This is a genomic window from Streptomyces sp. NPDC018000 (assembly GCF_044328025.1).
Classification (GTDB): domain Bacteria; phylum Actinomycetota; class Actinomycetes; order Streptomycetales; family Streptomycetaceae; genus Streptomyces.
The window spans coordinates 164,643-189,111 of sequence record NZ_JBIRGM010000010.1 but is presented as its reverse complement, the minus strand read 5'-3'; the positions used below and the strand labels follow the sequence as shown (position 1 = coordinate 189,111).

Sequence of the window (24,469 nt, the reverse complement as noted above, 5' to 3'; positions counted from 1 at the left end):
CAGACTGGTTCGGGCCCCACCTGTCAAGAGCGCACGGCTCAGCCGTTCTTCGCCGCTTCCGCGGTGCCGTTCTTCTCCGGCGCCTTGGCGGCACTGTCCTCGACGCGCCCCGCGTCACCGTCCGCGTCAGGGCTCGCATCCGCTTCGGACGCGATGTCGCGGTCCGCGTCACCAGTGGCGGCGACGTCCGTGCCGGCCCCGACGTCATCGCCCTCCGCGACCTCGCCGCCTTCGGCGTCCAGCGCGCCCGGTTCCACGATCTCCTCGCGCCCCGGCCGTACCTTCGCCGAGATCACGATGTACGTCACCGCCAGCACGAACACGATCCCCGCGGTCCACACATTGAGCCGTACGCCCAGGATGTGGTGGGCCTCGTCGACCCGCATGTACTCGATCCAGGCCCGCCCCGCGCAGTACGCCGCGACGTACAGCGCGAACGCCCGGCCGTGTCCCATCTTGAAGCGGCGGTCCGCCCAGATCACCAGCAGGACGACGCCGATGCACCACAGCGACTCGTACAGGAATGTCGGGTGGTACGTACCGGCGACCCGGTTGGGGCCCTCGCTGATCTCCAGCGCCCACGGGAGATCGGTCGGCTTGCCGTACAGCTCCTGGTTGAACCAGTTGCCCCAGCGTCCGATCGCCTGAGCGAGGACGATGCCGGGGGCGAGCGCGTCGGCGAAGGCGGGCAGCGGGATCCCGCGGCGGCGGCAGCCGATCCAGGCACCGACGGCACCGAGCGCGATCGCACCCCAGATGCCGAGGCCGCCCTCCCAGATCTTGAAGGCGTCGACCCAGTTCTGGCCCTCGCCGAAGTACAGCTGGTAGTCGGTGATGACGTGGTAGAGCCGGCCGCCGACGAGGCCGAAGGGCACGGCCCAGACGGCGATGTCGGCAACGGTGCCGGATCTGCCGCCCCGGGCGACCCAGCGTTTGTCGCTGAGCCAGACGGCGACAAAGACACCGATGATGATGCAGAGCGCGTAGCCGCGGAGCGGGATCGGGCCGAGATAGATCACGCCGGTCGACGGGCTGGGAATGTAGGCAAGGTCCATGGCACGGTCGACGCTACCCTGCCGGGTGGGGCGTACGGCAACCCACCCGACAACGTCTGGGTAACGGGCCGGTCATATGTTCCCCTTGTCGGACACCGCTCAGGAGCCCGACGGCGCCGGGGTGACCGTGCCCGGCTTCTTGCCCTTGTTGGCCTCGGCGACCCACTTCTTCAGTTTCGCCACGTTGAGCGGTTCGTTCCCCTTCTTCGGGAAAATCAGCTCGCCATTGAGCAGCACGCTCGGCGTGCCCTCGAATCCGCCCTTCAGGAAGGCCGCGTTGGACTTCTCGACCCAGCCGTCGTGCTTGCCGTCCTCCACACAGCCGCGGAAGGCGGCGGTGTCGAGTCCCGGGACCTTTCCGGAGAGCTCGGTCAGCTTGGCGTTGTCACCGAAGGCGTCGTCGGTCTCCGGCGGCTGGTTGCGGTAGAGGACGTCGTGATACGCGGAGAACTTGCCGACGTCCTGTGCGCAGGCCGCGGCGTTGGCGGCCCGCAGCGAGCCACTGCCGCCGAGATTGGTGTCGATGATCGTGGCGAGGCGGTACTCGGTCTTGATCTGTCCTGTGCGCTCCAGCTGGTGAATGGTGTCCCGGAACGCTTTCTCGAACTGGGCGCAGACCGGGCAGCGGAAGTCCTCCCAGATGGTGAGCGTGGACGGGGCGTTGTCCGCGCCGATCTGGATGGCCAGGCTGTCCTTGCCGGTCGCACCGGACGGCGCGGCGACGGGGCCCGCCGTCTTGCTCTTGCCGCCCGTGTTCGCGGCGATCACGCCGACGACGGCGGCCAACCCCAGCACAGCCACCAGGCCACTGCCGACGATCAGCATGCGCCTTCGGCGCTCGCGCGCCTTCTGGCGCTCCCGCTGCCGGACAAGCCGGTCTCGCGCGGCCCTTTTTCCCTGTTCGTTCTTCTCGTTCACACCGCAGCAACGACGCGGGGAGGCACGTACGTGCTTCCCCGCGTCGAGGTCCACCCGTTTGGATTACGCCCGATTCAGCGCTTTCGAACGCCTTCGGCGAGTTCACCCGCCAGGGAGCGAACCGCGGCCAGGCCCGCCTCCTCGTCGGGCGCGTCGAGCATGCCCTTGACGAAGGCGGAACCGACGATCACCCCGTCGGCGAAGCCCGCGACCTCGGCGGCCTGCCGGGCGTTGGAGACGCCGAGGCCGACGCAGACCGGGAGGGACGTCGTGGCGCGGGTACGCGCGACCAAGTCCTGGGCCTGCTCGCCCACGGACTCGCGGGTGCCGGTGACACCCATCAGCGAGGCCGCGTACACGAAGCCGGAGCCGGCCGCGGTGATGGTGGCGAGGCGCTCGTCCTTGCTGCTCGGCGCGACGACGAAGACGGTCGCGAGACCGTGCTTGTCGGCGTGTTCGCGCCACAGTTCGGACTCCTGGACCGGCAGGTCGGGCAGGATGCATCCGGCGCCGCCCGCATCGGCGAGCTCGGCCGTGAAGCGCTCGACGCCGTACCGGTCGATCGGGTTCCAGTACGTCATGACGAGGATCGGGACACCGGTCGCCTCGTACGCCTCGCGGACCGTACGCATCACATCGGCGATCTTCACACCGCCGCGCAGGGCGATGTCGTCGGCGGTCTGGATGACCGGGCCGTCAAGCACCGGGTCACTGTGCGGCAGCCCCACCTCGACGATGTCCGCGCCGCCCGCCACGACCGCCTTCACTGCGGCGATCGCGCCGTCGACGGTCGGGAAGCCGGCCGGGAGGTACGCGATGAGCGCGGCCCTGTTCTCCGCCTTCGCCTGTGCGAGGGAAGAACTCAACAACTCCACATTGCCGCTCACTTGGTGACCTCCTCTTCCCCGTCGGCCACATCGGCCTCGACGACCCCGTCGGTCCCGCCGTACAGCCCGAAGTAGCGGGCTGCCGTGTCCATGTCCTTGTCGCCGCGGCCGGACAGATTGACCACGAGAAGTCCGTCCTTGCCGAGCTCCTTGCCGACCTCCAGGGCTCCGGCCAGCGCGTGGGCGCTCTCGATGGCCGGAATGATCCCTTCGGTACGGGACAGGAGGCGCAGCGACTGCATGGCGGCGTCATCGGTGACCGCGCGGTACTCGCCGCGACCGATGTCCTTGAGGTACGCGTGCTCCGGGCCGATGCCCGGGTAGTCGAGACCGGCCGAGATGGAGTACGGCTCGGTGATCTGGCCCTCGTCGTCCTGAAGGACGTAGCTGCGCGAACCGTGCAGGATGCCGGGCTCGCCCGCGGTCAGGGTCGCCGCGTGCTCGCCGGTCTCCACACCGTGTCCTGCGGGCTCGCAGCCGATCAGCCGGACATGGGCATCGGGGATGAAGGCGTGGAAGAGCCCGATCGCATTGGAGCCGCCGCCGACACAGGCGATGGCGGCGTCCGGCAGCCGGCCGGTCCGCTCCAGGATCTGGCGGCGGGCCTCGACGCCGATGACACGGTGGAAGTCGCGGACCATGGCGGGGAAGGGGTGCGGTCCCGCGACGGTGCCGAAGAGGTAGTGCGTGCGGTCCACATTGGCGACCCAGTCGCGGAACGCCTCGTTGATGGCGTCCTTCAGGGTCCTCGAGCCGGACCTCACGGCGACGACCTCGGCGCCGAGCATCCGCATCCGCGCCACGTTCAGCGCCTGCCGCTCGGTGTCGATCTCACCCATGTAGATGGTGCATTCCAGGCCGAAGAGCGCGCAGGCGGTCGCGGTGGCGACGCCGTGCTGGCCGGCACCGGTCTCGGCGATGACCCGGGTCTTGCCCATGCGCTTGGTGAGCAGCGCCTGGCCCAGCACGTTGTTGATCTTGTGCGAGCCGGTGTGGTTCAGATCCTCGCGCTTGAGGAAGATCCGGGCGCCGCCCGCGTGCTCGGCGAAGCGCGGGACCTCGGTCAGCGCGCTGGGGCGGCCGGTGTAGTTGACCATGAGCTCGTTGAGCTCCGCGGCGAAGGCCGGGTCGGCCTTGGCCTTGTCGTACTCGACGGCGACCTCGTCCACGGCGGCGACGAGCGCCTCCGGGATGAACTTGCCGCCGAACGCGCCGAAGTACCCCTCGGCGCTGGGGATCAGACCCTCCGGGTCCGGGATGAAGAAGTCAGATGACATCCGACGTACTCCTCGACATTGCGATGGGTGGGTTCGCCGTATGCGCCGTGAGCGGAGCGCCGCCACGACCGGGAGCGGTCGGACGGTGCGGTCGGACGTACGACAGGAGTGGTGCAGGTACGTCGGCCGGGGCTCGCTACAGCGCGGACCCCGTGCGCCATCGCATGCCGTTGACCTGGCCGGGCTCGTCGCCGATCACATATCGCACGCGCCGGCCGTGCACGCGGCGCGCGGGGGCGCGGCAGCCACGAGGGCGGCAGCCGCGCGCCAGCGGCGCGTGCGGGTCCCGGGCAGCCGTCACCACGGCCAGGCGCAGGCGCGGCCGGGTGCCGGGCACGGGACGGGCGGCGGACATGGTGCGAGTCAGTCCCGTCCGTGCCGGAGGGCCGGGTGGGCGCCGGCGGCGACCAGGTCGGCGACAGCGGCCCGCGGGTCGCGGCCGGTGACCAGGGACTCGCCCACGAGCACCGCGTCGGCGCCCGCGTTGGCGTACGCGATCAGGTCGTGCGGGCCGCGGACGCCGGACTCGGCGACCTTGACGATGTGGTCCGGGATCTCGGGGGCGACGCGCTCGAAGGTGGAACGGTCGACCGTGAGGTCCTTCAGGTTGCGCGCGTTGACACCGATGATCTTCGCTCCGGCATCCACGGCGCGTTCCGCCTCCTCCTCGTCGTGCGCCTCGACCAGCGGCGTCAGGCCGATGGACTCGGCGCGCTCGATCAGGGAGACCAGGGCCTCCTGGTCGAGGGCGGCGACGATCAGCAGGGCGAGGTCGGCGCCATAGGCGCGGGCCTCCCAGAGCTGGTACGAGGTGACGATGAAGTCCTTGCGCAGGACCGGGATGTCGACCTTGGCGCGGACGGCCTCCAGGTCGGCGAGGGAACCTCCGAAGCGGCGCTCCTCGGTGAGGACCGAGATGACGGACGCGCCGCCCGCCTCGTAGTCCGCGGCGAGCCCGGCCGGGTCGGCGATCGCGGCAAGTGCCCCCTTGGAGGGGCTCGAGCGCTTGACCTCGCAGATGACGGTCACGCCCTCGCCGCGCAGGGCGGCCACTCCGTTCTTGGCCGCAGGAGCGCGCGCCGCGCGTTCCTTCAGCTCGTCGAGGCTGACCCGCGCCTGCCGCTCTGCGAGGTCGGCGCGTACGCCATCGATGATCTCGTCGAGCACACTCACGCGAGAGGCCCCCTTCCGGGAGGGTGATGAGGGAACAGGATCAGCCATGACAATGCTATCCGCAGGAGGCCAAAGGGCCCGAATCCAGTCGCCGACTGTCCCACTACCTGGGCATTCAAGGCGCCAGTACCGATCCGAACGGAAGATTCCGGATGACCGAGAAGATCAGCAGCACGGCCCCGGTCCCCCACCAGACGACGGGCTTCGCGGCGATGGTCATGGGCCTTCCCCGGACGGCGCGGGCCATCCAGACCGACCAGAGGACGGCGAAGATCCCGTAGCCGACGACAGCGAGCGCGTTGGAGCCGAGGGCGGCGGCGATGTCGCCGTGCGCCACGGCGTGGGCACTGCGCAGACCGCCGCAGCCCGGGCAGTACAGGCCGGTGAACCGGAACAGTGGGCAGAGCGGGTAGTGGCCCGGCTGATTGGGGTCGACGGCACCGACGTAGCCGAACGCCACGACGACGGCGGCCATCACTCCCACCGGGGTGGCGAGCCGCCGGATGCGCGAGGCGGGGACGTGGGCCGGACGGAAGACCGGGGGGGACGGCCGACCGGGCGACGGGTGGCCGGGGGCGGGCATGGAGCCCGGCGCCGACGATGCGGCGGCTGGAGTAGGCGATGCGTCCACCCGGTGATTGTCCCCGCTGATGAGGAAAGGCGCAGCCCGGGCCGGGCTGCGCCTCACATTCGTACGGGTGGTGCGTGCCTCAGGAGATCTGGGCCTGTGCGGCGCGGGCCCTGGCCGCGGCCATCTCCGGCGACTCCTTCGGCATGCCGAGGCCCGCGAGCTTCATCCCGAGGCCCACGATCCCGCCGAGGAAGATGACGGCAATGCTTGCCCAGAAGCCGATCGGGTTGGCCGCGACCATGAAGACGCCCGCGGCGCAGAAGCCGATGAAGGAGATGATGACACCGGTCCAGGCGGCCGGGGTGTGTCCGTGGCTGCTGCCCGCCATGAGTTGCTCCTTGTTGGTGATGCGCTGTAGGTATCGCTGTACGCAAAGCTGGTGCCGCTGTGCAGAAAGCTCGGCTTCATTGTCCCGTACGTGCGGGTAGGACGTGAGCTGGGGGGTCATGCCTCGCGCGTCGGGTCCTCGCCGCGGTCCAGGGCCTTCCACAGGTCCTCCGGCCGGTCCGGGTCCGGGACGGTGCGGGCGGCCTTGCGGGGGCGGGGGGTGCCGTCCCGTTCGTACCGTCCCGACATGCTGGGCCAGCGCTTCCCGTACCGAAGGGCGAGCAGCCCGGCGAGGAGGATCAGCAGGCCGCCGGCTGCGGTGACGTAGGGCCATGCGGTGTGGCTGAGGGCGTCGATGGTCGCCGAGGCGTCGCCGCTGGTCTGTGCGGCCTTCTCGTCGAGCGCCGAGCTGTCGGAGGCTCCGAGGCAGGCGCTCAGTGCGGCACCGAGGCCGCTGAGGGCGAGGAGCCCGGCAACGATCAGCCGCCCGCCGCTGCGGACGGCGAAGACGGCGACGAGGGCGGCCAGGCCGACCATGGCGAGGGCCGCCGGAAGACCGGTGACGTCCCGGCCGTCTGCGGTCAGCGGCAGGGAGCCGCCACCGACGGCCGCCCGGCCCTCGGACCAGGTCTGGCCGGAGGCGAGCAGGACGACGGCGGCGCCGACCGCCCCGAGGAGCAGGCCGGCGGCCAGGCTGCGGCGGCTTCCCGTTGCATCGGACGCGGCGGCGGCTCGGGCACGGGGCTGGGGTACGGGGACAGCACTCACGTACCCAACTATCCCCTACCGCCTCACGCTCCGTGGAGCCGGTTGGCCGTATGCACCGCGCGGAGCACCGCGGCGGCCTTGTTGCGGCACTCGGTGTCCTCGGCGACCGGATCGGAGTCGGCGACGACACCCGCTCCGGCCTGGACATACGCCGTGCCGTCGCGGAGCAGGGCGGTCCGGATCGCGATGGCGGTGTCGGAGTCCCCGGCGAAGTCGAGGTAGCCGACGCAGCCTCCGTACAGTCCGCGGCGGGTGGGTTCGAGCTCCTCGATGATCTGCATCGCACGGGGCTTGGGGGCGCCGGAGAGGGTGCCTGCGGGGAAGCACGCGGTGAGGACGTCGAAGGCGGTGCGGCCCTCGGCGACGCGGCCGGTGACGGTGGAGACGATGTGCATCACGTGCGAGTACCGCTCGATCGACATGAAGTCGACGACCTCGACGCTGCCGGGTTCGCAGACCCGCCCCAGGTCGTTGCGGCCGAGGTCGACGAGCATCAGGTGCTCGGCGCGTTCCTTCGGGTCGGCGAGGAGTTCGTCGGCGAGCGTCTGGTCCTCCTGCGGGGTGGCGCCGCGGTGCCTGGTCCCGGCGATCGGGTGGACCATGGCGCGGCCGTCCTCGACCTTGACGAGGGCTTCCGGGCTGGAGCCCGCGACGTCGAAGCCGTCGAAGCGGAAGAGGTACATGTACGGCGACGGGTTGGTGGCGCGCAGCACCCGGTAGACGTCCAATGCGCTTGCCGTGCACGGGGTTTCGAAGCGCTGGGAGGGGACGACCTGGAAGGCCTCGCCGGCCCTGATGCGTTCCTTCACGTCCTCGACGGCGTCCTGGTACGCCTTGCCGCCCCACAGCGCGGTGTACGGGGGGAGCTCGGACGGCGGGAGGGCGGCGGGGGCGTTCTCGACGGGGCGGGAGAGGTCCTGCTCCATGGCCTCGAGACGGGCGACGGCGTCCGCGTACGCCTCGTCGACGCCGGTCGCGAGGTCGTTGTGGTTGATCGCGTTGGCGATCAGCAGGACGCTGCCGTCCCAGTGGTCGAGTACGGCCAGGTCCGAGGTGAGCAGCATCGTCAGCTCGGGGAGGTGGAGGTCGTCCTCGGCGCTGTCGCCGATCTTCTCCAGGCGGCGCACGATGTCGTAACCCAGGTAGCCGACCATGCCGCCGGTGAACGGGGGCAGCCCGTCGTCGACGACCAGGTCGTGGGGGGTGTGCAGGGTCTCGACGGTGGCGCGCAGGGCCTGCAGCGGGTCGCCGTCGACGGGGACGCCGACGGGCGGGGTGCCCAGCCAGTGGGCCTGTCCGTCCCGTGCGGTGAGGGTGGCGGCGCTGCGTACCCCGATGAAGGAGTAGCGCGACCAGGTCCGGCCGTTCTCCGCGGATTCGAGGAGGAAGGTGCCGGGGCGCTCGCCCGCGAGTTTGCGGTAGAGCCCGACCGGGGTGTCGCCGTCGGCGAGGAGCCGGCGGCTGACGGGGATGACGCGCCGGTCGACGGCCAGCTTGCGGAAGGTGTCGAGATCCATGGCGGCTGACCCTACTGGCCGAGCGGAAGGACGTCGGCGTCGAAACAGGTGCGGTCGCCGGTGTGGCAGGCGGCACCCGTCTGGTCGACCCTGACGAGGACGGTGTCGGCGTCGCAGTCGAGGGCGACGGACTTGACCTGCTGGATGTGGCCCGAGGTGTCGCCCTTGACCCAGTACTCCTGGCGGCTGCGCGACCAGTAGGTGCAGCGGCCGGTGGTGAGGGTGCGGTGCAGGGCCTCGTCGTCCATCCAGCCGAGCATCAGTACCTCGCCGGTGTCGTACTGCTGGGCGATGGCCGGGACGAGGCCGTCGGCGTCGCGCTTGAGGCGGGCGGCGATGGCCGGGTCGAGGTTGCCGGACGGCGGCGGGGTGCTGGGCGTGGGCGCGCTGGTCATGCGCCCATTGTGCCGTGGTCGCGGACGCGGTTCTGTGTGGCGTCCACTGGGCGGACCGCCTGCTGCGGCCGTACGCTGGCGGGCATGTCGACCCATGCGAAGCGTGAACGACTTCTGCTCGCCGACCTGTTGGAGGCGGCGGGACCGGAAGCCCCGACCCTGTGCCACGGCTGGACGGCCCGGGACCTGGCCGCCCATGTGGTGGTCCGCGAGCGCCGGCCGGACGCGGCGGGAGGGGTGGTGCTGGGCGTGCTGAAGAACCGCCTCGACCGGGTGCAGGCGGAGTACGCGGCGAAGCCGTACGAGGAACTGATCCAGCTGATCCGCACCGGACCGCCGCGGATGTCCCCGTTCGGTCTGAAGCAGATCGACGAGGCCGCCAACACCGTCGAGTTCTACATCCACGCGGAGGATGTGCGCCGGGCCCAGCCGGACTGGTCACGGCGGGAGCTGGACCCGGTCTTCGCCGATGTGCTGTGGTCGCGCGCCGAGAGGACGGCCCGGCTGCTGGGCCGCAAATCCCCCGTGGGGCTGGTGCTGCGCCGCCCGGACGGCCAGACGGTGGTGGCGCACAAGGGCACCCCGGTGGTGACGGTCACCGGCGAGCCCGGCGAGCTGCTGCTCTTCGCGTTCGGCCGGCAGGACGCGGCGACGGTGGAACTGGAGGGCGACAAGGAGGCGGTGGCCCGGCTGCACACGGCGGAGCTGGGGATGTAGGGCGTACGGGTCCGGTCAGCGCGGGAGTTCCGTACCTCGCAGCCGGCCGGCGGCCCGGTCCTCGAAACGCCGATCGCCGGGCGGAGCCAAAAAATCGGCTCCGCCCGGCGATCGATGGCGTTGCGGTCAGCGAACCGGGTGTCCGGCCTCCCTGAGAGCACCCTTGACCTCGGAGATCCGCAGATCACCGAAGTGGAAGACGGACGCGGCGAGCACCGCGTCGGCACCCGCCGCGATGGCCGGTGCGAAGTCCGCGAGCCGGCCCGCGCCGCCGGAGGCGATGACGGGGACGGTGACATGCTCCCGTACCGCCGCGATCATCTCGGTGTCGTAGCCGTCCTTGGTGCCGTCCGCGTCCATCGAGTTGAGCAGGATCTCGCCCGCGCCCAGCTCGGCGGCCCGGTGCGCCCATTCGACGGCGTCGATGCCGGTGCCTCTGCGTCCGCCGTGCGTGGTGACCTCGAAGGTGCCCGCGGGGGTGCGCCGGGCGTCCACGGAGAGCACCAGGACCTGGCGGCCGAAGCGCTCGGCGATCTCCCGGATGAGGTCGGGGCGGGCGATGGCCGCGGTGTTGACGCCGACCTTGTCGGCGCCGGCCCGCAGCAGTTTGTCGACGTCGTCGGCGGTACGGACGCCGCCGCCGACCGTGAGCGGGATGAAGACCTGCTCGGCGGTGCGGCGCACCACGTCGTAGGTGGTCTCCCGGTCGCCGCTGGACGCGGTGATGTCCAGGAAGGTCAGCTCGTCGGCGCCCTCGGCGTCGTACAGCTTCGCCATCTCGACGGGGTCGCCCGCATCGCGCAGGTTCTGGAAGTTGACGCCCTTGACGACCCGGCCGTTGTCGACGTCCAGGCACGGAATGACGCGCACCGCGAGAGTCACCGCGCACCTGCCCGGTATGCCTCGACCTCGACCTCGACGACCAGGCTCGGGTCCACGAAACCGGACACGATGATCATAGACGCGGCGGGACGGACGTCGTCGAAGAGCTCCTTGTGGGCGCGGCCGACCTCGTCCACGTCCCGGGCGTGCGTGAGGTACATCCGGGTGCGGACAACGTCCTCACGGCCCAGACCGACCTGTTTCAGCGCGTCGAAGGCGACTTTGAAGGAGGTGACGGCCTGCTCGTACGGGCCGCCCGCGGAGATCTGGCCGTTGACCACCGACGTGCAACCAGCGACCAGAACAAGGCCGTTGGGCAGCTCGACCGCGCGGGAGTAGCCGAACTTGTCCTCCCAGGGGGCGTCGGAGGAGATGCGGTTGACGGAGTCGGTCATCCGGAGACCACCTGCAGTGCTTCTTCGAGGGTGAACGCCTTCGCGTACAGCGCCTTGCCGACGATCGCGCCCTCGACGCCGTCCGGGACGAGCGAGGAGATGGCCCGCAGGTCATCCAGCGAGGAGACACCGCCGGAGGCGACGACGGGCTTGTCGGTGGCGGCGCAGACGTTCTTCAGGAGTTCCAGGTTGGGGCCCTGGAGCGTGCCGTCCTTGGCGATGTCGGTGACGACGTAACGGGCGCAGCCCTCGGAGTCGAGGCGGGCGAGCGTCTCGTAGAGGTCGCCGCCGTCGCGGGTCCAGCCGCGGCCGCGCAGCGTCGTGCCGCGGACGTCGAGGCCGACGGCGATCTTGTCACCGTGCTCGGCGATGACCTTGGCGACCCACTGAGGGGTCTCCAGGGCTGCGGTGCCGAGGTTGACCCTGGTGCAGCCGGTGGCGAGGGCGGCGGCGAGCGAGGCGTCATCGCGGATGCCGCCGGAGAGCTCGACCTTGATGTTCATGGAGCGGGCCACCTCGGCGATCTGCGCCCGGTTGTCACCGGTGCCGAACGCGGCGTCCAGATCGACGAGATGCAGCCATTCGGCGCCCGCCTGCTGCCAGGCGAGGGCGGCCTGCAGAGGGTCGCCGTAGGAGGTCTCGGAGCCGGACTCGCCGTGGACGAGGCGGACGGCCTGGCCGTCGCGGACGTCGACGGCGGGGAGGAGTTCAAGCTTCGGCATTACAGCGTCTCAATCCAGTTGGTCAGCAGCTGGGCGCCGGCATCGCCGGACTTCTCGGGGTGGAACTGGGTGGCCCACAGGGCGCCGTTCTCCACGGCCGCGACGAACGGCTCGCCATGGGTTGCCCAGGTCACCCTGGGGGCGCGGATCTTGGGGTTGGTGACCTCCAGGCTCCAGTCGTGCACGGCGTAGGAGTGCACGAAGTAGAACCGGGCCTCGGGGTCGAGACCGGCGAAGAGCTGGGAGTCCTCGGGGGACCGCACGGTGTTCCAGCCCATGTGCGGGACGACGGGGGCCTTCAGCGGGGCGACGGTGCCGGGCCATTCGTCCAGCCCCTCCGTCTCCACGCCGTGCTCGATGCCGCGCTCGAAGAGGATCTGCATACCGACGCAGATGCCCATGACGGGGCGGCCGCCCGAGAGCCTGCGGCCGATGATCCATTCGCCGCGGGCCTTCTTCAGCCCCTCCATGCAGGCGGAGAACGCACCGACACCGGGCACCAGCAGTCCGTCGGCGTTCATCGCCCTGTCGAAGTCGCGGGTGATCTCGACGTCCGCGCCGACACGGGCGAGGGCGCGCTCGGCGGAGCGGACGTTGCCGAAGCCGTAGTCGAAGACGACGACCTTCTTCTGGTCACTCACAGGTCGCTCCCTCAGTCCCAGAGTCCCTCGATCCGCAAAATGCCTGCGGCCAGGCACATCACGGAGCCGATCCCGAGCAGCACGATGACGCCCGTGGGCATCTTCTGCTTCGCGAAGGAGTAGACGCCGCCGGCCAGGAAGAGGCCGACGACGATCAGAATGGTGTTGACGCCGGTCACAGCGCACCCTTCGTAGAGGGGAGGATTCCGGCAGCGCGCGGGTCGTGCTCGCAGGCGTACCGCAGGGCGCGTGCGAGCGCCTTGAACTGGCACTCCACGATGTGGTGGGCGTTGCGCCCGTACGGCACGTGGACGTGCAGGGCGATCTGCGCCTGCGCGACGAAGGACTCCAGGATGTGCCGCGTCATCGTCGTGTCGTACGCACCGATCATGGGCGCCATGTTCTCGGGCTCGGTGTGCACCAGGTACGGGCGGCCGGACAGGTCGACGGTGACCTGTGCGAGGGACTCGTCCAGCGGGACGGTGCAGTTGCCGAAGCGGTGGATGCCGACCTTGTCGCCGAGGGCCTGCTTGAACGCGGCGCCGAGCGCGAGGGCGGTGTCCTCGATGGTGTGGTGCGAGTCGATGTGCAGATCGCCGTCGGTCTTGACCGTGAGATCGAAGAGTCCGTGCCGGCCGAGCTGGTCGAGCATGTGGTCGAAGAAACCGACCCCGGTCGACACATCGACCTTGCCGGTGCCGTCGAGGTTTATCTCGACGAGTACCGAGGTTTCCTTGGTGGTGCGTTGCACGCGGCCTACGCGGGGGCTCATGCGTCGTGCTCCTTCTTGGCGATCTCATTTACAAGCGTGCGTACCGCATCGAGGAACGCGTCGTTCTCTGCCGGGGTGCCCGCGGAGACCCGCAGCCACCCCGGTACGCCGTTGTCCCGGACCAGGACGCCCCGGTCGAGGATCCGCTGCCAGGCGGTGTGGCTGTCGGCGAAGCGGCCGAACTGGACGAAGTTGGCGTCCGAGTCGGTGACGTCGTAGCCGAGCGCGCGCAGCCGGGTGACGATCCGGTCGCGTTCGCTCTTGAGCTGTGCGACGTATCCGAGCAGCGTATCCGTGTGCTCCAGGGCGGCGAGCGCGGTGGCCTGGGTGACGGAGGACAGGTGGTACGGCAGCCTCACCAGTTGGACCGCGTCGACGACGGCCGGGTCGGCGGCGAGGTAACCAAGACGCAGTCCGGCGGCGCCGAACGCCTTCGACATGGTGCGCGAGAGCACCATGTTCGGCCGGCCCTCGATCAGCGGGAGCAGCGAGGCGTGGTGGCTGAACTCGCCGTACGCCTCGTCGACGACGACCATCGACGGCTTGGCCGCCTGGGCCGCCTCGTACAGCGCGAGTACGGTCTCGGCGTCGACGGCGGTGCCGGTGGGGTTGTTGGGCGAGGTGATGAAGACGACGTCGGGCCGGTGCTCGGCGATGGCCTTCCGGGCGGCCTCGACGTCGATGGTGAAGTCCTCGTTGCGCGGTCCGGAGATCCAGCCGGTGCCGGTGCCGCGGGCGATGAGGGCGTGCATGGAGTACGAGGGCTCGAAGCCGATCGCGGTGCGCCCCGGGCCGCCGAAGGTCTGCAGCAGCTGCTGGAGCACCTCGTTGGAGCCGTTGGCCGCCCAGACGTTGGCGAGCGTGACTTCGTGCCCGGCGGTGCGGCTGAGGTAGCGGCCCAGTTCCGTACGGAGCTCGACGGCGTCCCGGTCGGGGTAGCGGTTGAGGCCGCGGGCGGCCTCGCGGACGCGCTCGGCGATCCGGTCGACGAGTGCCTCGGGCAGCGGGTACGGGTTCTCGTTGGTGTTCAGCCGCACGGGTACGTCGAGCTGCGGCGCCCCGTACGGGGACTGGCCGCGCAGTTCGTCGCGGATCGGGAGATCGTCGATCCGTGTCGTCGGGGTGGTGTGGCTGTGCGTCACTGCTGCGGAACCTCTCCACCGAACCTGGCCTTGAGCGCGGCGCCGTGAGCGGGGAGGTCCTCCGCCTCGGCGAGGGTCACGACATGGTGGGTGACCTCGGCGAGCGCGTCGCGCGTGTAGTCGATGATGTGGATGCCGCGCAGGAAGGACTGCACCGACAGGCCCGAGGAGTGGCAGGCGCAGCCGCCGGTGGGCAGGACGTGGTTGGAGCCGGCGCAGTAGTCCCCGAGCGAGACCGGGGCCCACGGGCCGACGAACACCGCCCCGGCGTTGCGGACCCGGTCGGCGAGCGCGGCGGCGTCGGCGGTCTGGATCTCCAGGTGCTCGGCGGCGTATGCGTCGACGACCTTGAGGCCGTCCTCCAGGTTGTTGACCAGGACGATCGCGGACTGACGGCCGGCCAGTGCGGGCTCGATCCGGTCGGTGGCGTGCTTCGTCGCGGCCACCTGCGGCTTCAGCTCGGCCTCGGTGGCGGCGGCCAGCTCCTCGGAGTCGGTGACGAGGACGGCGGCGGCCATCGGGTCGTGCTCGGCCTGGCTGATCAGGTCGGCGGCGACGTGCACCGGGTCGGCGGTGGAGTCGGCGAGGATCGCGATCTCGGTGGGGCCGGCCTCGGCGTCGATGCCGATCCGGCCCTTGAGGAGGCGCTTGGCGGCGGCGACATAGATGTTGCCGGGGCCGGTGACGAGGTTCACCGCAAGACATTCGGCCGTCCCGTACGCGAACATCGCGACGGCCTGGGCGCCGCCGGCCGCGTACACCTCGTCGACGCCGAGCAGGGCGCAGGCGGCGAGGATGGTCGGGTGCGGCAGACCGTCGAAGTCCTTCTGCGGCGGGGACGCGACGGCGATGCCCTCGACGCCCGCCTCCTGGGCCGGTACGACGTTCATGACGACGGACGACGGGTAGACGGAGCGCCCGCCCGGCACGTACAGCCCGACGCGCTCGACCGGCACCCACTTCTCGGTGACGGTGCCGCCGGGGACGACCTGGGTGGTGTGCGTGGTGCGGCGCTGCTCGCGGTGGACGAGGCGGGCGCGGCGGATCGACTCCTCGAGGGCGGCCCGTACGGCGGGGTCGAGCCGCTCCAGCGCCTCGGCGATCGCCGCCGCCGGAACGCGGATCGAGTCGATCCGTACGCCGTCGAATTTCTCCCCCCACTCGATCACTGCCGCCGAGCCACGATGGCGTACGTCCTCGCAGATGGGCCGCACCGTCTCCAGGGCGGCTTCCACGTCGAACTCGGCACGGGGCAGCAGGTCGCGCAGGGCTCCACCCTCGGGAAGGGCGTTGCCGCGCAGATCGATTCGAGAGATCACACCGCAATTCTCGCAGACCACCTCCGGCGTCGGTCGCCCGTATCACTGGCTGATACATGTCCCGGCCGTCACTGCTGACCAATGGCGTTCACGCCGTCACTCACGGGGAAGAACAGCTCCGAGCGGAAGGGGCACCCGTGACCGAACCGCACGACGACGATTTTCCGGACGGTCTCAGCGCGGCCGAGCTGGGCATGTGGCAGGCCTTCCGGAACGGCAGTACCTACGATCTGCGCGCCCGCGACCCGGCGCGGGACGATCCGTTCGCGCCGCACGTCTGGGGGCCTGAGCGCAGTGTGAACGGGCGCATCGTCGCCCGGCTGCTGCTGTCCGGGCCGCCGCCGCGGCCCGGACGGGTCGCCGCGCTGAAGCTCCGGGGCGTCCGGATCACCGGGACGCTTGATCTCGCGGGCGGGCGCGTCGCGCCGTACGTCGAGCTGACCGGCTGCCGCTTCGAGAACGAGGTGGTGCTGCCCGAATGCCATTTCACGACGTTGCGGATCGTCGGCTGTGCGATGCCCCGGCTGGAGGCGGCCCGGCTGCGCACCGAGGGCGATCTGCATCTGCCGCGCTGCCGCATCAAGCGCGGGATCCGGCTCACCGACGCCCAGATCGGCACCGACCTGCTGATCAACCAGATCGAGATCGGCCCCGACCGGGGCGGGCGCGCCCTGGCCGCTGACGGGCTGGCGGTCGCCCAGGACCTTCAGGCGGAGCTGGTCGAGGCGCGCGGCGAGCTGAGCCTGCGCGGGGCGAAAGTCGGCGGTTCGCTGAGCCTGCGCGGAAGCCGGCTGCGGGGCAGGGAGGGGCGGCGCGCCCTGAACGCCCCTCAGCTGACCGTGGAGCGGACGCTGTACATGAGCGAGGCGTGGGTGAGCATCGACACCGGGAACCAGGGCACCACTCCCCCGTACGGCATCGTCATGGCGCCGACCCCGGCGCGCGGTACGCGTTCGCAGATCTTCGAGTGCCGCGGCGGGGTACGCCTGGACGACGGGCGGTTCGGTGACGCGGTCGATCTGCACAAGGCACGCTTCGTACTGGCCCGGCACGAGGAGCTGTCGCTGCGCCGGATCGTCACCCCGGAGCTGCGGTTCAACGCGGAGCGGCCGGAGGAGGGCCGGGTCGTGCTGAACGGCGCGAAGGTCGTCACGCTGATCGATGTGTCGACCAGCTGGCCGGGCCCCGGCGGTCTGGCGATGGGCGGTTTCGTGTACGAGAACCTCGTCCCGTACGGGCACTTCCCGCTCTCCCGGCGCCTGGAGTGGGTGGCGGCGGCGACCCCGGAGTACGTACCGGAGCCGTACGAACGCCTCGCCACCGTGCTGCGCAACTGCGGCGAGGACGCGGACGCCCGCGAAGTGCTGCTGGCCAAGCAGCGGCGGCGCCGCGAGACGCTGCCGGCCGCCGCGAAGCTCTGGGGCTTCCTCCAGGACTGGACGGTGGCGTACGGATACCGGCCGGGGCGGGCCGCGGTGTGGATGGCGGTGCTGTGGGCGGCGGGTGCGCTGGCCTTCTCCCGGCACGTTCCGGCATCGATCAAACAGGATGAGCATCCGCTGTGGAACCCGGCGCTGTACGCACTCGATCTGCTGGTGCCGGTCATCGATCTCGGCCAGGACGGTTACTGGCGGATGGAGGGCGGCTGGCAGTGGGCGGCGGCCGTGCTCGTCCTGCTGGGTTGGATACTGGCCACGACGGTCGCGGCGGGCGCCTCACGGTTGCTGCGCCGGGGCTGACCGGAATCCGGCCACGGCCGGCCGGACGACCGACCGTCCGGCCGGCCGAAGTCCTTCTGCCCAGTGGCCGTCGCGGCGGCCGCAGGGCCTGGTCGAACGACCTGCCGAGTCACGGCCGGAGTATCGCCGGACCGACGCCCGGATCGGCAGAATCAAGCCAGATTCCCTGCTTTCCTTTACCTTTTATTGACCCTGATCGATACAACCCATTCACTCGGCACCAAAGCTTCACAGCGCCCCTCTGGCGCCTTTCCGACCAGCGCTTTTCAATGGTCTGCACCATGTCATTCCTTCGCGCTCTGCTCCATACCGCGCGCATGATCCGGCGCTCCCCACAGGGGTCCGCCGGACTGCCGGCGGACGACGCGGTGCTGCTCGACGCCCCCGACGAGCGGCTCTCCCCGGCGCTCGTCGCCGCCGCCCTCGGGGAGTACGAACCGGCCGCGAAACTCCTCGCCACCACCCGGGACGGCGCCGAGTGGGAGAACCGGGACCGCTACCTCGGCCGACTCGTCACGTTCGCCCGCAACCGCGACGGATGGCTGACCGGCTGGCTCGCCGCCGCACCGCGCGACCCGGACGCGCTGCTCGTCAAGGCCGAGCTGGCGGTCCGCCGGGCCTGGGAGTCGCCCGTCCGGGCGGAGCAGCTGCGTGAGGTGGGACCGCTGATCACCGCGGCGGCCGAGAGCGATCCCCGCGACCCGGTGCCGTGGCGGCTCGCGCTCGACCATGCGCGCGGCACCCATGCCACGCACACCACGTTCGAGGCGCTGTGGGAACAAGCGATCCAGCGCTCCTCGCACCACTACGGCTGCCATGTCGCGGCGCTGCGGTACCTCTCCGCCGCCTGGCACGGCTCGCACCGCGAGTGCTTCGACTTCGCCGAGCGGGCCGCCGAGGACTCACTGTCCAGCTCGCTGGTGCAGGCCCTGCCGCTGCGGGCCGCCTTCGCCCTGCTGATCGAGGGGCCGGGCGTACGGACCACTTCGGTGCAGGAGGAACGGATCGACGCGGCGGCGGATCTGGCGATCACGCTGTCCGCCTCGTTCGCGCCCGGCGATCCCTGGCCAGCCGAGGTCCGCAACCTGCTGGCGTTCGTGCTGATCGCGCGGGGCCGCTGGGACGAGGCGCTGGAACAGTTCCGGCAGATCGGACCTCATGCGGCGTCGTTCCCGTGGTCGTCGGTCTCCGACGATCCGCTCGGCCGGTTCCTCGACGCGAGGAGCGAGGTGCTGCTCCGGGTGGCCTGCGCGACGCCCTTCGCGGGCCGGGCCGGCCGAGGCCGGCCCCGCGGCCATTACGCTTGACCGTTGTGACCACCGCTCGCCTGCCTCTGTTCCCGCTGAACGCGGTGCTGTTCCCCGGCCTCGTGCTGCCGCTGAACGTCTTCGAGGAGCGTTATCGCGCCATGATGCGCGAGCTGTTGAAGACCGACGCCGACGAGCCCCGCCGCTTCGCCGTGGTCGCGATCCGCGACGGCCGCGAGATCGCCCCGACGGCCGCCGGAATGCCGGGAGCGGTGAGCACCCCGGTCGATCGCGGTCCTGCGGACGGCTTCGGCCCCGACCCGATCCAGGCCTTCCACCGGGTCGGCTGCATCGCCGACGCGGCGAAGATCCGGGAACGGCCGGACGGCAGCTTCGAGGTCCTGGCGACCGGCACCACCCGGGTCAAGCTGCTCTCCGTCGAGGCGAGCGGCCCCTATCTGACGGCCGAACTGGAAGAGCTGGACGAGAAACCCGGCGAGGAGGCCGGCGCACTCGCCGAGGGCGTCCTGCGGGCGTTCCGCGGCTACCAGAAGCGGCTGGCCGGGGCGAGCGAACGCTCCCTGACGACGGGTGCGGACCTGCCCGACGACCCCTCAGTGGTCTCCTACCTGGTCGCGGCGGCGGCCGTACTCGACATCCCGTGCAAGCAGCGGCTGCTCCAGGCACCCGACACCGCGACCCGGCTCCGCGAGGAGCTGACGCTGCTGCGCTCCGAGACCGCCGTCATCCGGCATCTGCCGTCCCTGCCCGCAGTGGACCTGACGCGCGCCCCGACCCACCCCAACTGACTGACAACCGACCCGAGGACCCTTCCCCGTGGCGAAGAAGCCGAAGAAGCAGCAGCAGTCCGGCGGCACCCCGGCAACGGTCGCGCTGACCGCGGCCGGCACGGCGTTCACCGTCCACTCCTACGACCACGACCCGGCGTCGGCCTCCTACGGCGAGGAGGCGGCCGAGGCCCTGGGCGTCTCCCCCGACCGGGTCTTCAAGACCCTGGTCGCGGACGTCGACGGCATACTCACCGTGGCGGTCGTTCCGGTGGCCGGCTCCCTGGACCTCAAGGCCCTGGCCTCCGCGGTGGGCGGCAAACGAGCCGCCATGGCCGACCCGGCAGCCGCGGAACGCACCACGGGCTACGTACGGGGCGGCATCTCCCCCCTGGGCCAGCGGAAGCGGCTGCGTACGGTGGTGGACGCATCGGCACGGTCCCACGAAACAATCTGCGTCTCGGCGGGCCGCCGCGGCCTGGAGGTCGAACTGTCCCCCACGGATCTGGCGTCCCTCACGGGGGCGGTGTTCGCGGAGATCGGCCGGGGGTAGGACAGGCCCGCGCAGCGGCCCGCACCCGCCCCATCCGCACCCGCACCCGCACCCGCCTACGACTCGGTCGGCGGCACCGGCGGCGCGCCCCCGCCCGCGGGCGATCCCGCTCCCGAAGCCCCCGGCCCCGGCACAGGCCCGCCTGCGGCCCACCCCGGATACACACCCCACTCCGGCTCCGGATCCCGCGGCCCGAACAACGCAGTCAACCCGAGATGAACCGCCATCGCCCCCAGCGGCCACGCCAGCAGCGCCCCCTTCGACAGCAGCTGAAGCGGCGCATCGAAGACCACGCCCTTGCCGACCGCTCGTGCGTGCGCGACCACGTCCTGGTCCGGCCCGAGCCACACCCCCAGCCGCCAGGCCAGCACCGAACCGAGCAGTCCGCCCAACGCCAGCCCCACCACCAGGGCAATTCCGCCACGTCGGTGGAACAGGAAGACCAGTGCTGCGGAGAGAGCACCGAATGCCAGTGCCAGCAGCACGAACGTACCGTCGGCGCCGATCGCCTCCTCGCCCTCGCTGTCGCGGAGGAAGACGGCCGTGCCGTCGGAGATCAGCGGAACCCTCGGCGCCAGCCACAGCCACAGAAGTCCGAGCCCGATGCCCGCGACGGTGACGAGAACGGTGACAACAGCGGCCCGCAGCAGTTCCGACCGCAGATCCCGCTCTTCCTGCGGCTCCGGCACGCCGCCGGAGTGGGGGTCACCCGGGCCGCCGGTACCACCGGTACCACCGGTACCACCGGTACCACCCTGACCACCCCATTCCGGCGGGGTCTGCCAGGGGCCGTTGGACGAGGGCTGGTGGGGCGGCGTCAGCGGTGCGGTCACGTTGCCATCGTGCCAGGCGTCCCTGTGCCGCGCCTCACCGGACCGCTGCCCTGCGGTACGCCCAGGTGGCCGCAGCCAGCGAGAGGACGCCGACGACGGCGCAGACCGCGAGATCCAGTGCGACGACCGCCCAGTCGGGGTGGGCGTCGAAGGACCGGGCGAGTGCCTCGACGCCGTACGTCGACGGCAGCAGATCGCGGGCCCAGCCCATCGGCGCGGGCAGCCGGTCGGCCGGCAGGACGCCGAGCAGCAACGCCGCCGACATGCCCAGCTGCCCGAGCAGCGTGGCCAGCTCCTGGCGGGGAGCAAGCAGCCCCATCGCGGCACCGAGCCCGGAGAGCGCCGCTCCGGAGAGCGGGATGACGGCTACGAGCACCCACAGATGCGCCAGCGGCAGCCCGAACAGCACGCTCCCCGCCACTGCCGTGACGATCGTGCCGGGCACGGTGAAAGAGGCGTACGCCCCGGCCGCACCGAGCACCACCGCGGCGGGCGGCACCGGCAGGGTGGCGTAGTGGTCGAGCCCGCCGCCGGCCCGCAACTGCCCGAAGTACTGGGCAAGCAGGTTGAGCGCGACGAAGGCCACCACGAGGACGCTGGATCCGGCGACGACGGCGCGCGCCTCGGAGCCTCCGTCGACGACCCCGCGCATCAGCACCATGATCCCGACGGACTGGAAGGTCGCGACGAAGAGCAGCGGGATACGGGCGACCCTGGCCCTGGACAGCTGGGCGCGGTAGACGGCCGCGAGCGAGGGAAGCAGCCGGGCCCGCGGCGCGAGCGGCGCAGGAGCTGCCCCCTCGTGGCCGGCACGGCCGTCATCGGCGGTCCGGACGGTTCCGGTCACCGCCTGCGCGGGAACCATGCTCGTCACTTGGCGCTGCTCCTGTTCGTTCCCTGCCCGGTCACGCATGCGCACCCGGTTGCCCCGCCCGCCCGGTCATGACTTCACCAGTCCCTTGGTCGCGTCCCCGCCGAGCGCAAGATAGACGTCCTCCAGGCTGGGCGTCGTCAGCGTGAAGTCGTCGAGTGCGGCAAAGGCCGCGCCGCCGGTCATCGCGGCGACCGCCGCCCGTGCCTCGTCCGGACCGAGCCGCAGTACCCAGCGCCGCCCGGACTCCTGGGCGTGGCCGCGCAGCGCGGCCACCTCTGGCACGTCCAGGGGCGCCCTTTCGCGCCACACCAGCTCGACCCGGACATCGCCCGCGACACGTTCCTTGAGCCCGGTGGGCGTGTCGCAGGCGATGACCTTGCCGCGTTCGATCACGGCGACCCGGTCGAGGACCGTCTCGGCCTCGATGACGTTGTGGGTGACGAGCAGCACCGTCGTGCCGCGTTCGGCCCTGCGCCGGTCGACGGCGGCCCAGACGGCGCGCCGCGCGACGGGGTCCATGCCGGTCGTCGGCTCGTCCAGCACCAGCACCGGCCGCTCGCCGACCAGAGCGGCCGCGAAGCAGGCGAGCCGTCGCTGTCCGCCGGAGAGCTTCTTCAGGGGGCGTCCCGCGATCTCGGTGAGGCCGAGTTCGTCGAGTACGGCGTCGCGCTCGGCGCGGGCGTCCCGTACCGCGAGGCCGCGCAGCCGCCCGGTGGTCTCGGCGGCGAGCGAGACGGTCAGCTCGTCAAGTGCGGTGGACTCCTGTCCGAGGTACCCGATCAGCCGGGAGGCCCGCTCGGGATGGCGTACGAGATCGTGGCCCAGCACGGTGACGCTGCCGGAATCGGGCCGCATCAGCCCGGTGAGCTGCCGTACCAGCGTTGACTTTCCGGCGCCGTTGGGGCCGAGAAGTCCGAAGATCTCGCCGCGCCGCACATCCAGGCTGATCCCGTCGGTGGCGCGCACCTCGGGTGTGGCGGGTGCACCGCGGCGGCCGCGGGCTGCGGGATGGGTCTTGACCAGATCACGCACCGCGCACACGGTCCCGGTCGCCGTCTGCGCCTGTGCTGTGCCCGTACTCACGAGGTACGAGAGTACGGGGTCGGATGCCCCGGATTGTGCCCGGGGCCATGCCGGTCGGGCACCGACGCCGCAGTCGCCGGCCGGGTCGCCCGACCGCGGGACCACTGTGCCGTCAGTCGCCGTACGGGCTCGTTCGCTCCACCGCGGGGGTGTGTTCCGCCGCGGCCCGTACATCGATCTCCCGCCAGAATCCGGCCCGGATCGCGTAGCGGTCGTGTTCGTCGATCTGGTCGTCCTTGTGTGCGAGCAGGCCGAACCGTGCCGCGTACCGCAGCAGTTCGCCGTCGATGCGGTGCGGGATGCGTGGATACATGCTGGACAGCTTCTGGAGATGGGCGGTCTCCGGCAGCCGCTCCATCCAGCGCCGGGCGAAGACCTGGCCCACCTCGAAGGGGTCGCCGCCGACGGTGGTGATGTCCTCCTCGCGGTCCGCCCAGCGCTGCTCGGCGCTGGTGAGCTGGGCCAGCGTCGGGAGGGACGCGGTCTCGGCGGGCTCGCCCAGCGGTCCGCCGCGCTCCATCCAGCCCTTGTCGGAGGACCAGCGCAGGGTGGCGCCGGCGGGCGACGGCTGGGCGGGCTGGGCGCCGGGGCCGCGCAGGCTGCCCGCCAGGTCCTTGGGAGTGGGGACGCCCTTGGTGCCGGGGCCGGGCCGGTCGGCGGTGGAACTCTCCTCGGGCGGCGGGACCGCACCGTTGCGGTCGGCCGCCGCCTGGGCCTCCGATGCCCGCTCGGCGGATGCGGCCAGGGCCGCCTCGGGCAGCGGTGCGGAGAGGATCGCGGCGATCTCCGGCCGTGGCGCGGGCGGCGGGGCGCAGACGCCGCCGGTCTCCTTGGCCCGTACGGCCTGGGTGATCCAGGCCCGGTCGAGCACCCTTCGTTCGTCGGCCTCGGCGACCAGGTCCTCGGACTGGTTGTAGTCGCCGTCGGCGGCCTGGAGGGCCCACAGATGGACGGCGACGCCGTGTTCCTTGGCGGACATCAGGCCGGGCAGCAGATCGCCGTCACCGGTCACCAGCACCACGTCGGAGCAGGCCCGGTTCCTGGCCAGTTCGGTGAGCTCGGCGTGCATCGCGGCGTCGACGCCCTTCTGCGCCCAGCGCCCGTCGCTGCGGGTGAGAGCGCCGAGCCGGACGGTCACCCGGGGCATCACACGGAGTCTGCGGTGCTCGGGCTGCGGTACGCGGTCGGGGGCCCCGTCGAACCAGTAGATCCGCAGCAGCGGCTGCTTCGTATCGGCCTCTGCCAGCTCGCGCAGCCCCCGGATGAGGGCCGCGTGGTCGACGGTGATGCGGGAACGGGCGGGCTCCCCGGCCAGCAGGCTCGCGGCTGCGCCCAGCAAGTAGCCGGCGTCCACCAGGACAACGCAACGGTCCACGCGTTCCACCCTCTTCCAGAAGTTCGGGTGTGGTCTTTGCCAAGGGTTTCCTTCGAGTCTGCCCGACCGCGCAGGGGTTGACGGCCGGAACTCGATCATCGGCGTGGCGGATCCGGAAAACGGCGCATGATACCTCCCTCACTACGCACCGTAATGATCCAACATGCATGCTTTATCCCGTTATGTGAATCTGAACGCGGTCCTGGCCCCGAGAGTCCCCGTAGGAGGAACACCATGGCCAAGAACAAGAACCGCAAGCAGAGCAGCCGGCAGAACCGCACGTCCGGTCCGGAGCGCGGTGCGGAAGAGGGCCAGTCGACTGCTTACGAGTCGCAGACACAGCCTCAGTCGCAAGGTCAGGGCAGCCCTGCTGATGTTGCCCGTAAGCACCAGCGGCGCTTCGGCCACAACTGACCGGACAGGTCTCCGGTCGCGCCGC

At 71.2% G+C, this 24,469-nt stretch carries 29 protein-coding genes; 6 read left to right on the top strand and 23 right to left on the bottom strand.

What is annotated here, in order from left to right; translation table 11 throughout:
* Nucleotides 1–38 precede the first annotated feature (38 nt).
* From lgt to hisI, 11 genes are all read right to left on the bottom strand, one after another.
* Nucleotides 39–1,055, bottom strand: coding sequence for a prolipoprotein diacylglyceryl transferase (gene lgt / locus ACH4EW_RS21725; RefSeq protein ID WP_398259231.1), 1,017 nt, complete (start codon nucleotides 1,053–1,055; stop codon nucleotides 39–41).
* Between the two features lie 99 nt (nucleotides 1,056–1,154).
* Nucleotides 1,155–1,973: a thioredoxin domain-containing protein gene (locus ACH4EW_RS21720; RefSeq protein WP_398259229.1), complete on the bottom strand. Its 819-nt coding sequence runs from the start codon at nucleotides 1,971–1,973 to the stop codon at nucleotides 1,155–1,157.
* Between the two features lie 74 nt (nucleotides 1,974–2,047).
* A complete protein-coding gene (gene trpA / locus ACH4EW_RS21715; protein WP_398259227.1) occupies nucleotides 2,048–2,860 on the bottom strand; it encodes a tryptophan synthase subunit alpha in 813 nt (270 codons plus the stop codon).
* Entirely contained in the window at nucleotides 2,857–4,137 is a 1,281-nt protein-coding gene (trpB, locus tag ACH4EW_RS21710) for a tryptophan synthase subunit beta (protein ID WP_398259225.1), read from the bottom strand. Before trpB ends, trpA begins: the two co-directional genes overlap by 4 nt.
* Nucleotides 4,138–4,273: 136 nt before the next feature.
* Nucleotides 4,274–4,492, bottom strand: a complete 219-nt coding sequence (gene trpM, locus ACH4EW_RS21705) for a tryptophan biosynthesis modulator TrpM (protein WP_398259223.1) — start codon at nucleotides 4,490–4,492, stop codon at nucleotides 4,274–4,276.
* An 8-nt stretch (nucleotides 4,493–4,500) separates the two neighbouring features.
* The gene (trpC, locus tag ACH4EW_RS21700; protein ID WP_398259221.1) at nucleotides 4,501–5,310 is read right to left on the bottom strand and encodes an indole-3-glycerol phosphate synthase TrpC; all 810 of its coding nucleotides are present in this window, start codon (nucleotides 5,308–5,310) and stop codon (nucleotides 4,501–4,503) included.
* A gap of 115 nt (nucleotides 5,311–5,425) precedes the next feature.
* The gene (locus tag ACH4EW_RS21695; protein WP_398259259.1) at nucleotides 5,426–5,893 is read right to left on the bottom strand and encodes a DUF2752 domain-containing protein; all 468 of its coding nucleotides are present in this window, start codon (nucleotides 5,891–5,893) and stop codon (nucleotides 5,426–5,428) included.
* A gap of 127 nt (nucleotides 5,894–6,020) precedes the next feature.
* Nucleotides 6,021–6,269: an HGxxPAAW family protein gene (locus tag ACH4EW_RS21690; RefSeq protein WP_398259219.1), complete on the bottom strand. Its 249-nt coding sequence runs from the start codon at nucleotides 6,267–6,269 to the stop codon at nucleotides 6,021–6,023.
* Between the two features lie 116 nt (nucleotides 6,270–6,385).
* Nucleotides 6,386–7,036, bottom strand: coding sequence for a TIGR02234 family membrane protein (locus ACH4EW_RS21685; RefSeq protein ID WP_398259217.1), 651 nt, complete (start codon nucleotides 7,034–7,036; stop codon nucleotides 6,386–6,388).
* 23 nt (nucleotides 7,037–7,059) lie between these two features.
* The gene (locus ACH4EW_RS21680; protein WP_398259215.1) at nucleotides 7,060–8,553 is read right to left on the bottom strand and encodes an anthranilate synthase component I; all 1,494 of its coding nucleotides are present in this window, start codon (nucleotides 8,551–8,553) and stop codon (nucleotides 7,060–7,062) included.
* An 11-nt stretch (nucleotides 8,554–8,564) separates the two neighbouring features.
* Nucleotides 8,565–8,948 carry a phosphoribosyl-AMP cyclohydrolase gene (gene hisI, locus ACH4EW_RS21675; RefSeq protein ID WP_398259213.1) on the bottom strand — a complete coding sequence of 128 codons (384 nt, stop codon included), beginning with the start codon at nucleotides 8,946–8,948 and terminating at the stop codon, nucleotides 8,565–8,567.
* 84 nt (nucleotides 8,949–9,032) lie between these two features.
* On the opposite strand from hisI, the gene ACH4EW_RS21670 reads away from it, so the two are divergent.
* Nucleotides 9,033–9,665, top strand: coding sequence for a TIGR03085 family metal-binding protein (locus ACH4EW_RS21670; RefSeq protein WP_398259211.1), 633 nt, complete (start codon nucleotides 9,033–9,035; stop codon nucleotides 9,663–9,665).
* Nucleotides 9,666–9,791: 126 nt separating this feature from the next.
* Here ACH4EW_RS21670 and hisF read toward each other — a convergent pair whose 3' ends face one another.
* From hisF to hisD, 8 genes are read right to left on the bottom strand one after another with little or no spacing between them, the layout of a single operon-like run.
* Nucleotides 9,792–10,547, bottom strand: coding sequence for an imidazole glycerol phosphate synthase subunit HisF (gene hisF / locus ACH4EW_RS21665; protein WP_266362031.1), 756 nt, complete (start codon nucleotides 10,545–10,547; stop codon nucleotides 9,792–9,794).
* Entirely contained in the window at nucleotides 10,544–10,942 is a 399-nt protein-coding gene (locus ACH4EW_RS21660; RefSeq protein WP_398259209.1) for a RidA family protein, read from the bottom strand. The genes hisF and ACH4EW_RS21660 overlap by 4 nt, the downstream gene beginning before the upstream one ends.
* Nucleotides 10,939–11,664, bottom strand: a complete 726-nt coding sequence (gene priA, locus ACH4EW_RS21655) for a bifunctional 1-(5-phosphoribosyl)-5-((5-phosphoribosylamino)methylideneamino)imidazole-4-carboxamide isomerase/phosphoribosylanthranilate isomerase PriA (RefSeq protein WP_398259207.1) — start codon at nucleotides 11,662–11,664, stop codon at nucleotides 10,939–10,941. Before priA ends, ACH4EW_RS21660 begins: the two co-directional genes overlap by 4 nt.
* Complete coding sequence (gene hisH, locus ACH4EW_RS21650) at nucleotides 11,664–12,305, bottom strand: imidazole glycerol phosphate synthase subunit HisH (RefSeq protein WP_398259205.1); 642 nt, start codon at nucleotides 12,303–12,305, stop codon at nucleotides 11,664–11,666. Before hisH ends, priA begins: the two co-directional genes overlap by 1 nt.
* A gap of 11 nt (nucleotides 12,306–12,316) precedes the next feature.
* On the bottom strand, nucleotides 12,317–12,484 hold the full coding sequence (locus ACH4EW_RS21645; RefSeq protein ID WP_398259203.1) for a hypothetical protein: 168 nt from the start codon (nucleotides 12,482–12,484) through the stop codon (nucleotides 12,317–12,319).
* A complete protein-coding gene (gene hisB, locus ACH4EW_RS21640) occupies nucleotides 12,481–13,077 on the bottom strand; it encodes an imidazoleglycerol-phosphate dehydratase HisB (protein ID WP_398259201.1) in 597 nt (198 codons plus the stop codon). Before hisB ends, ACH4EW_RS21645 begins: the two co-directional genes overlap by 4 nt.
* Complete coding sequence (locus ACH4EW_RS21635; protein ID WP_398259199.1) at nucleotides 13,074–14,219, bottom strand: histidinol-phosphate transaminase; 1,146 nt, start codon at nucleotides 14,217–14,219, stop codon at nucleotides 13,074–13,076. The genes hisB and ACH4EW_RS21635 overlap by 4 nt, the downstream gene beginning before the upstream one ends.
* A complete protein-coding gene (gene hisD / locus ACH4EW_RS21630; protein WP_398259197.1) occupies nucleotides 14,216–15,538 on the bottom strand; it encodes a histidinol dehydrogenase in 1,323 nt (440 codons plus the stop codon). Before hisD ends, ACH4EW_RS21635 begins: the two co-directional genes overlap by 4 nt.
* Before the next feature lie 137 nt (nucleotides 15,539–15,675).
* Here hisD and ACH4EW_RS21625 point away from each other — a divergent pair, with 137 nt between their 5' ends.
* From ACH4EW_RS21625 to ybaK, 4 genes are all read left to right on the top strand, one after another.
* Nucleotides 15,676–17,277 carry an oxidoreductase gene (locus tag ACH4EW_RS21625; protein ID WP_398259195.1) on the top strand — a complete coding sequence of 534 codons (1,602 nt, stop codon included), beginning with the start codon at nucleotides 15,676–15,678 and terminating at the stop codon, nucleotides 17,275–17,277.
* A 269-nt stretch (nucleotides 17,278–17,546) separates the two neighbouring features.
* Nucleotides 17,547–18,584 carry a hypothetical protein gene (locus tag ACH4EW_RS21620; protein WP_398259193.1) on the top strand — a complete coding sequence of 346 codons (1,038 nt, stop codon included), beginning with the start codon at nucleotides 17,547–17,549 and terminating at the stop codon, nucleotides 18,582–18,584.
* Nucleotides 18,585–18,589: 5 nt separating this feature from the next.
* A complete protein-coding gene (locus tag ACH4EW_RS21615) occupies nucleotides 18,590–19,333 on the top strand; it encodes an LON peptidase substrate-binding domain-containing protein (protein ID WP_398259191.1) in 744 nt (247 codons plus the stop codon).
* 28 nt (nucleotides 19,334–19,361) lie between these two features.
* A complete protein-coding gene (gene ybaK, locus ACH4EW_RS21610) occupies nucleotides 19,362–19,865 on the top strand; it encodes a Cys-tRNA(Pro) deacylase (RefSeq protein ID WP_398259189.1) in 504 nt (167 codons plus the stop codon).
* Nucleotides 19,866–19,921: 56 nt separating this feature from the next.
* On the opposite strand, the gene ACH4EW_RS21605 is transcribed toward ybaK, so the two are convergent.
* The 4 genes from ACH4EW_RS21605 to ACH4EW_RS21590 form a co-directional block, all read right to left on the bottom strand.
* Nucleotides 19,922–20,698 carry an ABC transporter permease gene (locus ACH4EW_RS21605; RefSeq protein WP_398259187.1) on the bottom strand — a complete coding sequence of 259 codons (777 nt, stop codon included), beginning with the start codon at nucleotides 20,696–20,698 and terminating at the stop codon, nucleotides 19,922–19,924.
* 34 nt (nucleotides 20,699–20,732) lie between these two features.
* On the bottom strand, nucleotides 20,733–21,572 hold the full coding sequence (locus ACH4EW_RS21600; protein WP_398259185.1) for an ABC transporter permease: 840 nt from the start codon (nucleotides 21,570–21,572) through the stop codon (nucleotides 20,733–20,735).
* Between the two features lie 66 nt (nucleotides 21,573–21,638).
* Complete coding sequence (locus tag ACH4EW_RS21595; protein WP_398259257.1) at nucleotides 21,639–22,613, bottom strand: ABC transporter ATP-binding protein; 975 nt, start codon at nucleotides 22,611–22,613, stop codon at nucleotides 21,639–21,641.
* Between the two features lie 154 nt (nucleotides 22,614–22,767).
* On the bottom strand, nucleotides 22,768–24,039 hold the full coding sequence (locus ACH4EW_RS21590) for an NYN domain-containing protein (protein ID WP_398259183.1): 1,272 nt from the start codon (nucleotides 24,037–24,039) through the stop codon (nucleotides 22,768–22,770).
* 225 nt (nucleotides 24,040–24,264) lie between these two features.
* On the opposite strand from ACH4EW_RS21590, the gene ACH4EW_RS21585 reads away from it, so the two are divergent.
* Nucleotides 24,265–24,444, top strand: coding sequence for a hypothetical protein (locus ACH4EW_RS21585; RefSeq protein ID WP_398259181.1), 180 nt, complete (start codon nucleotides 24,265–24,267; stop codon nucleotides 24,442–24,444).
* Nucleotides 24,445–24,469 lie beyond the last annotated feature (25 nt).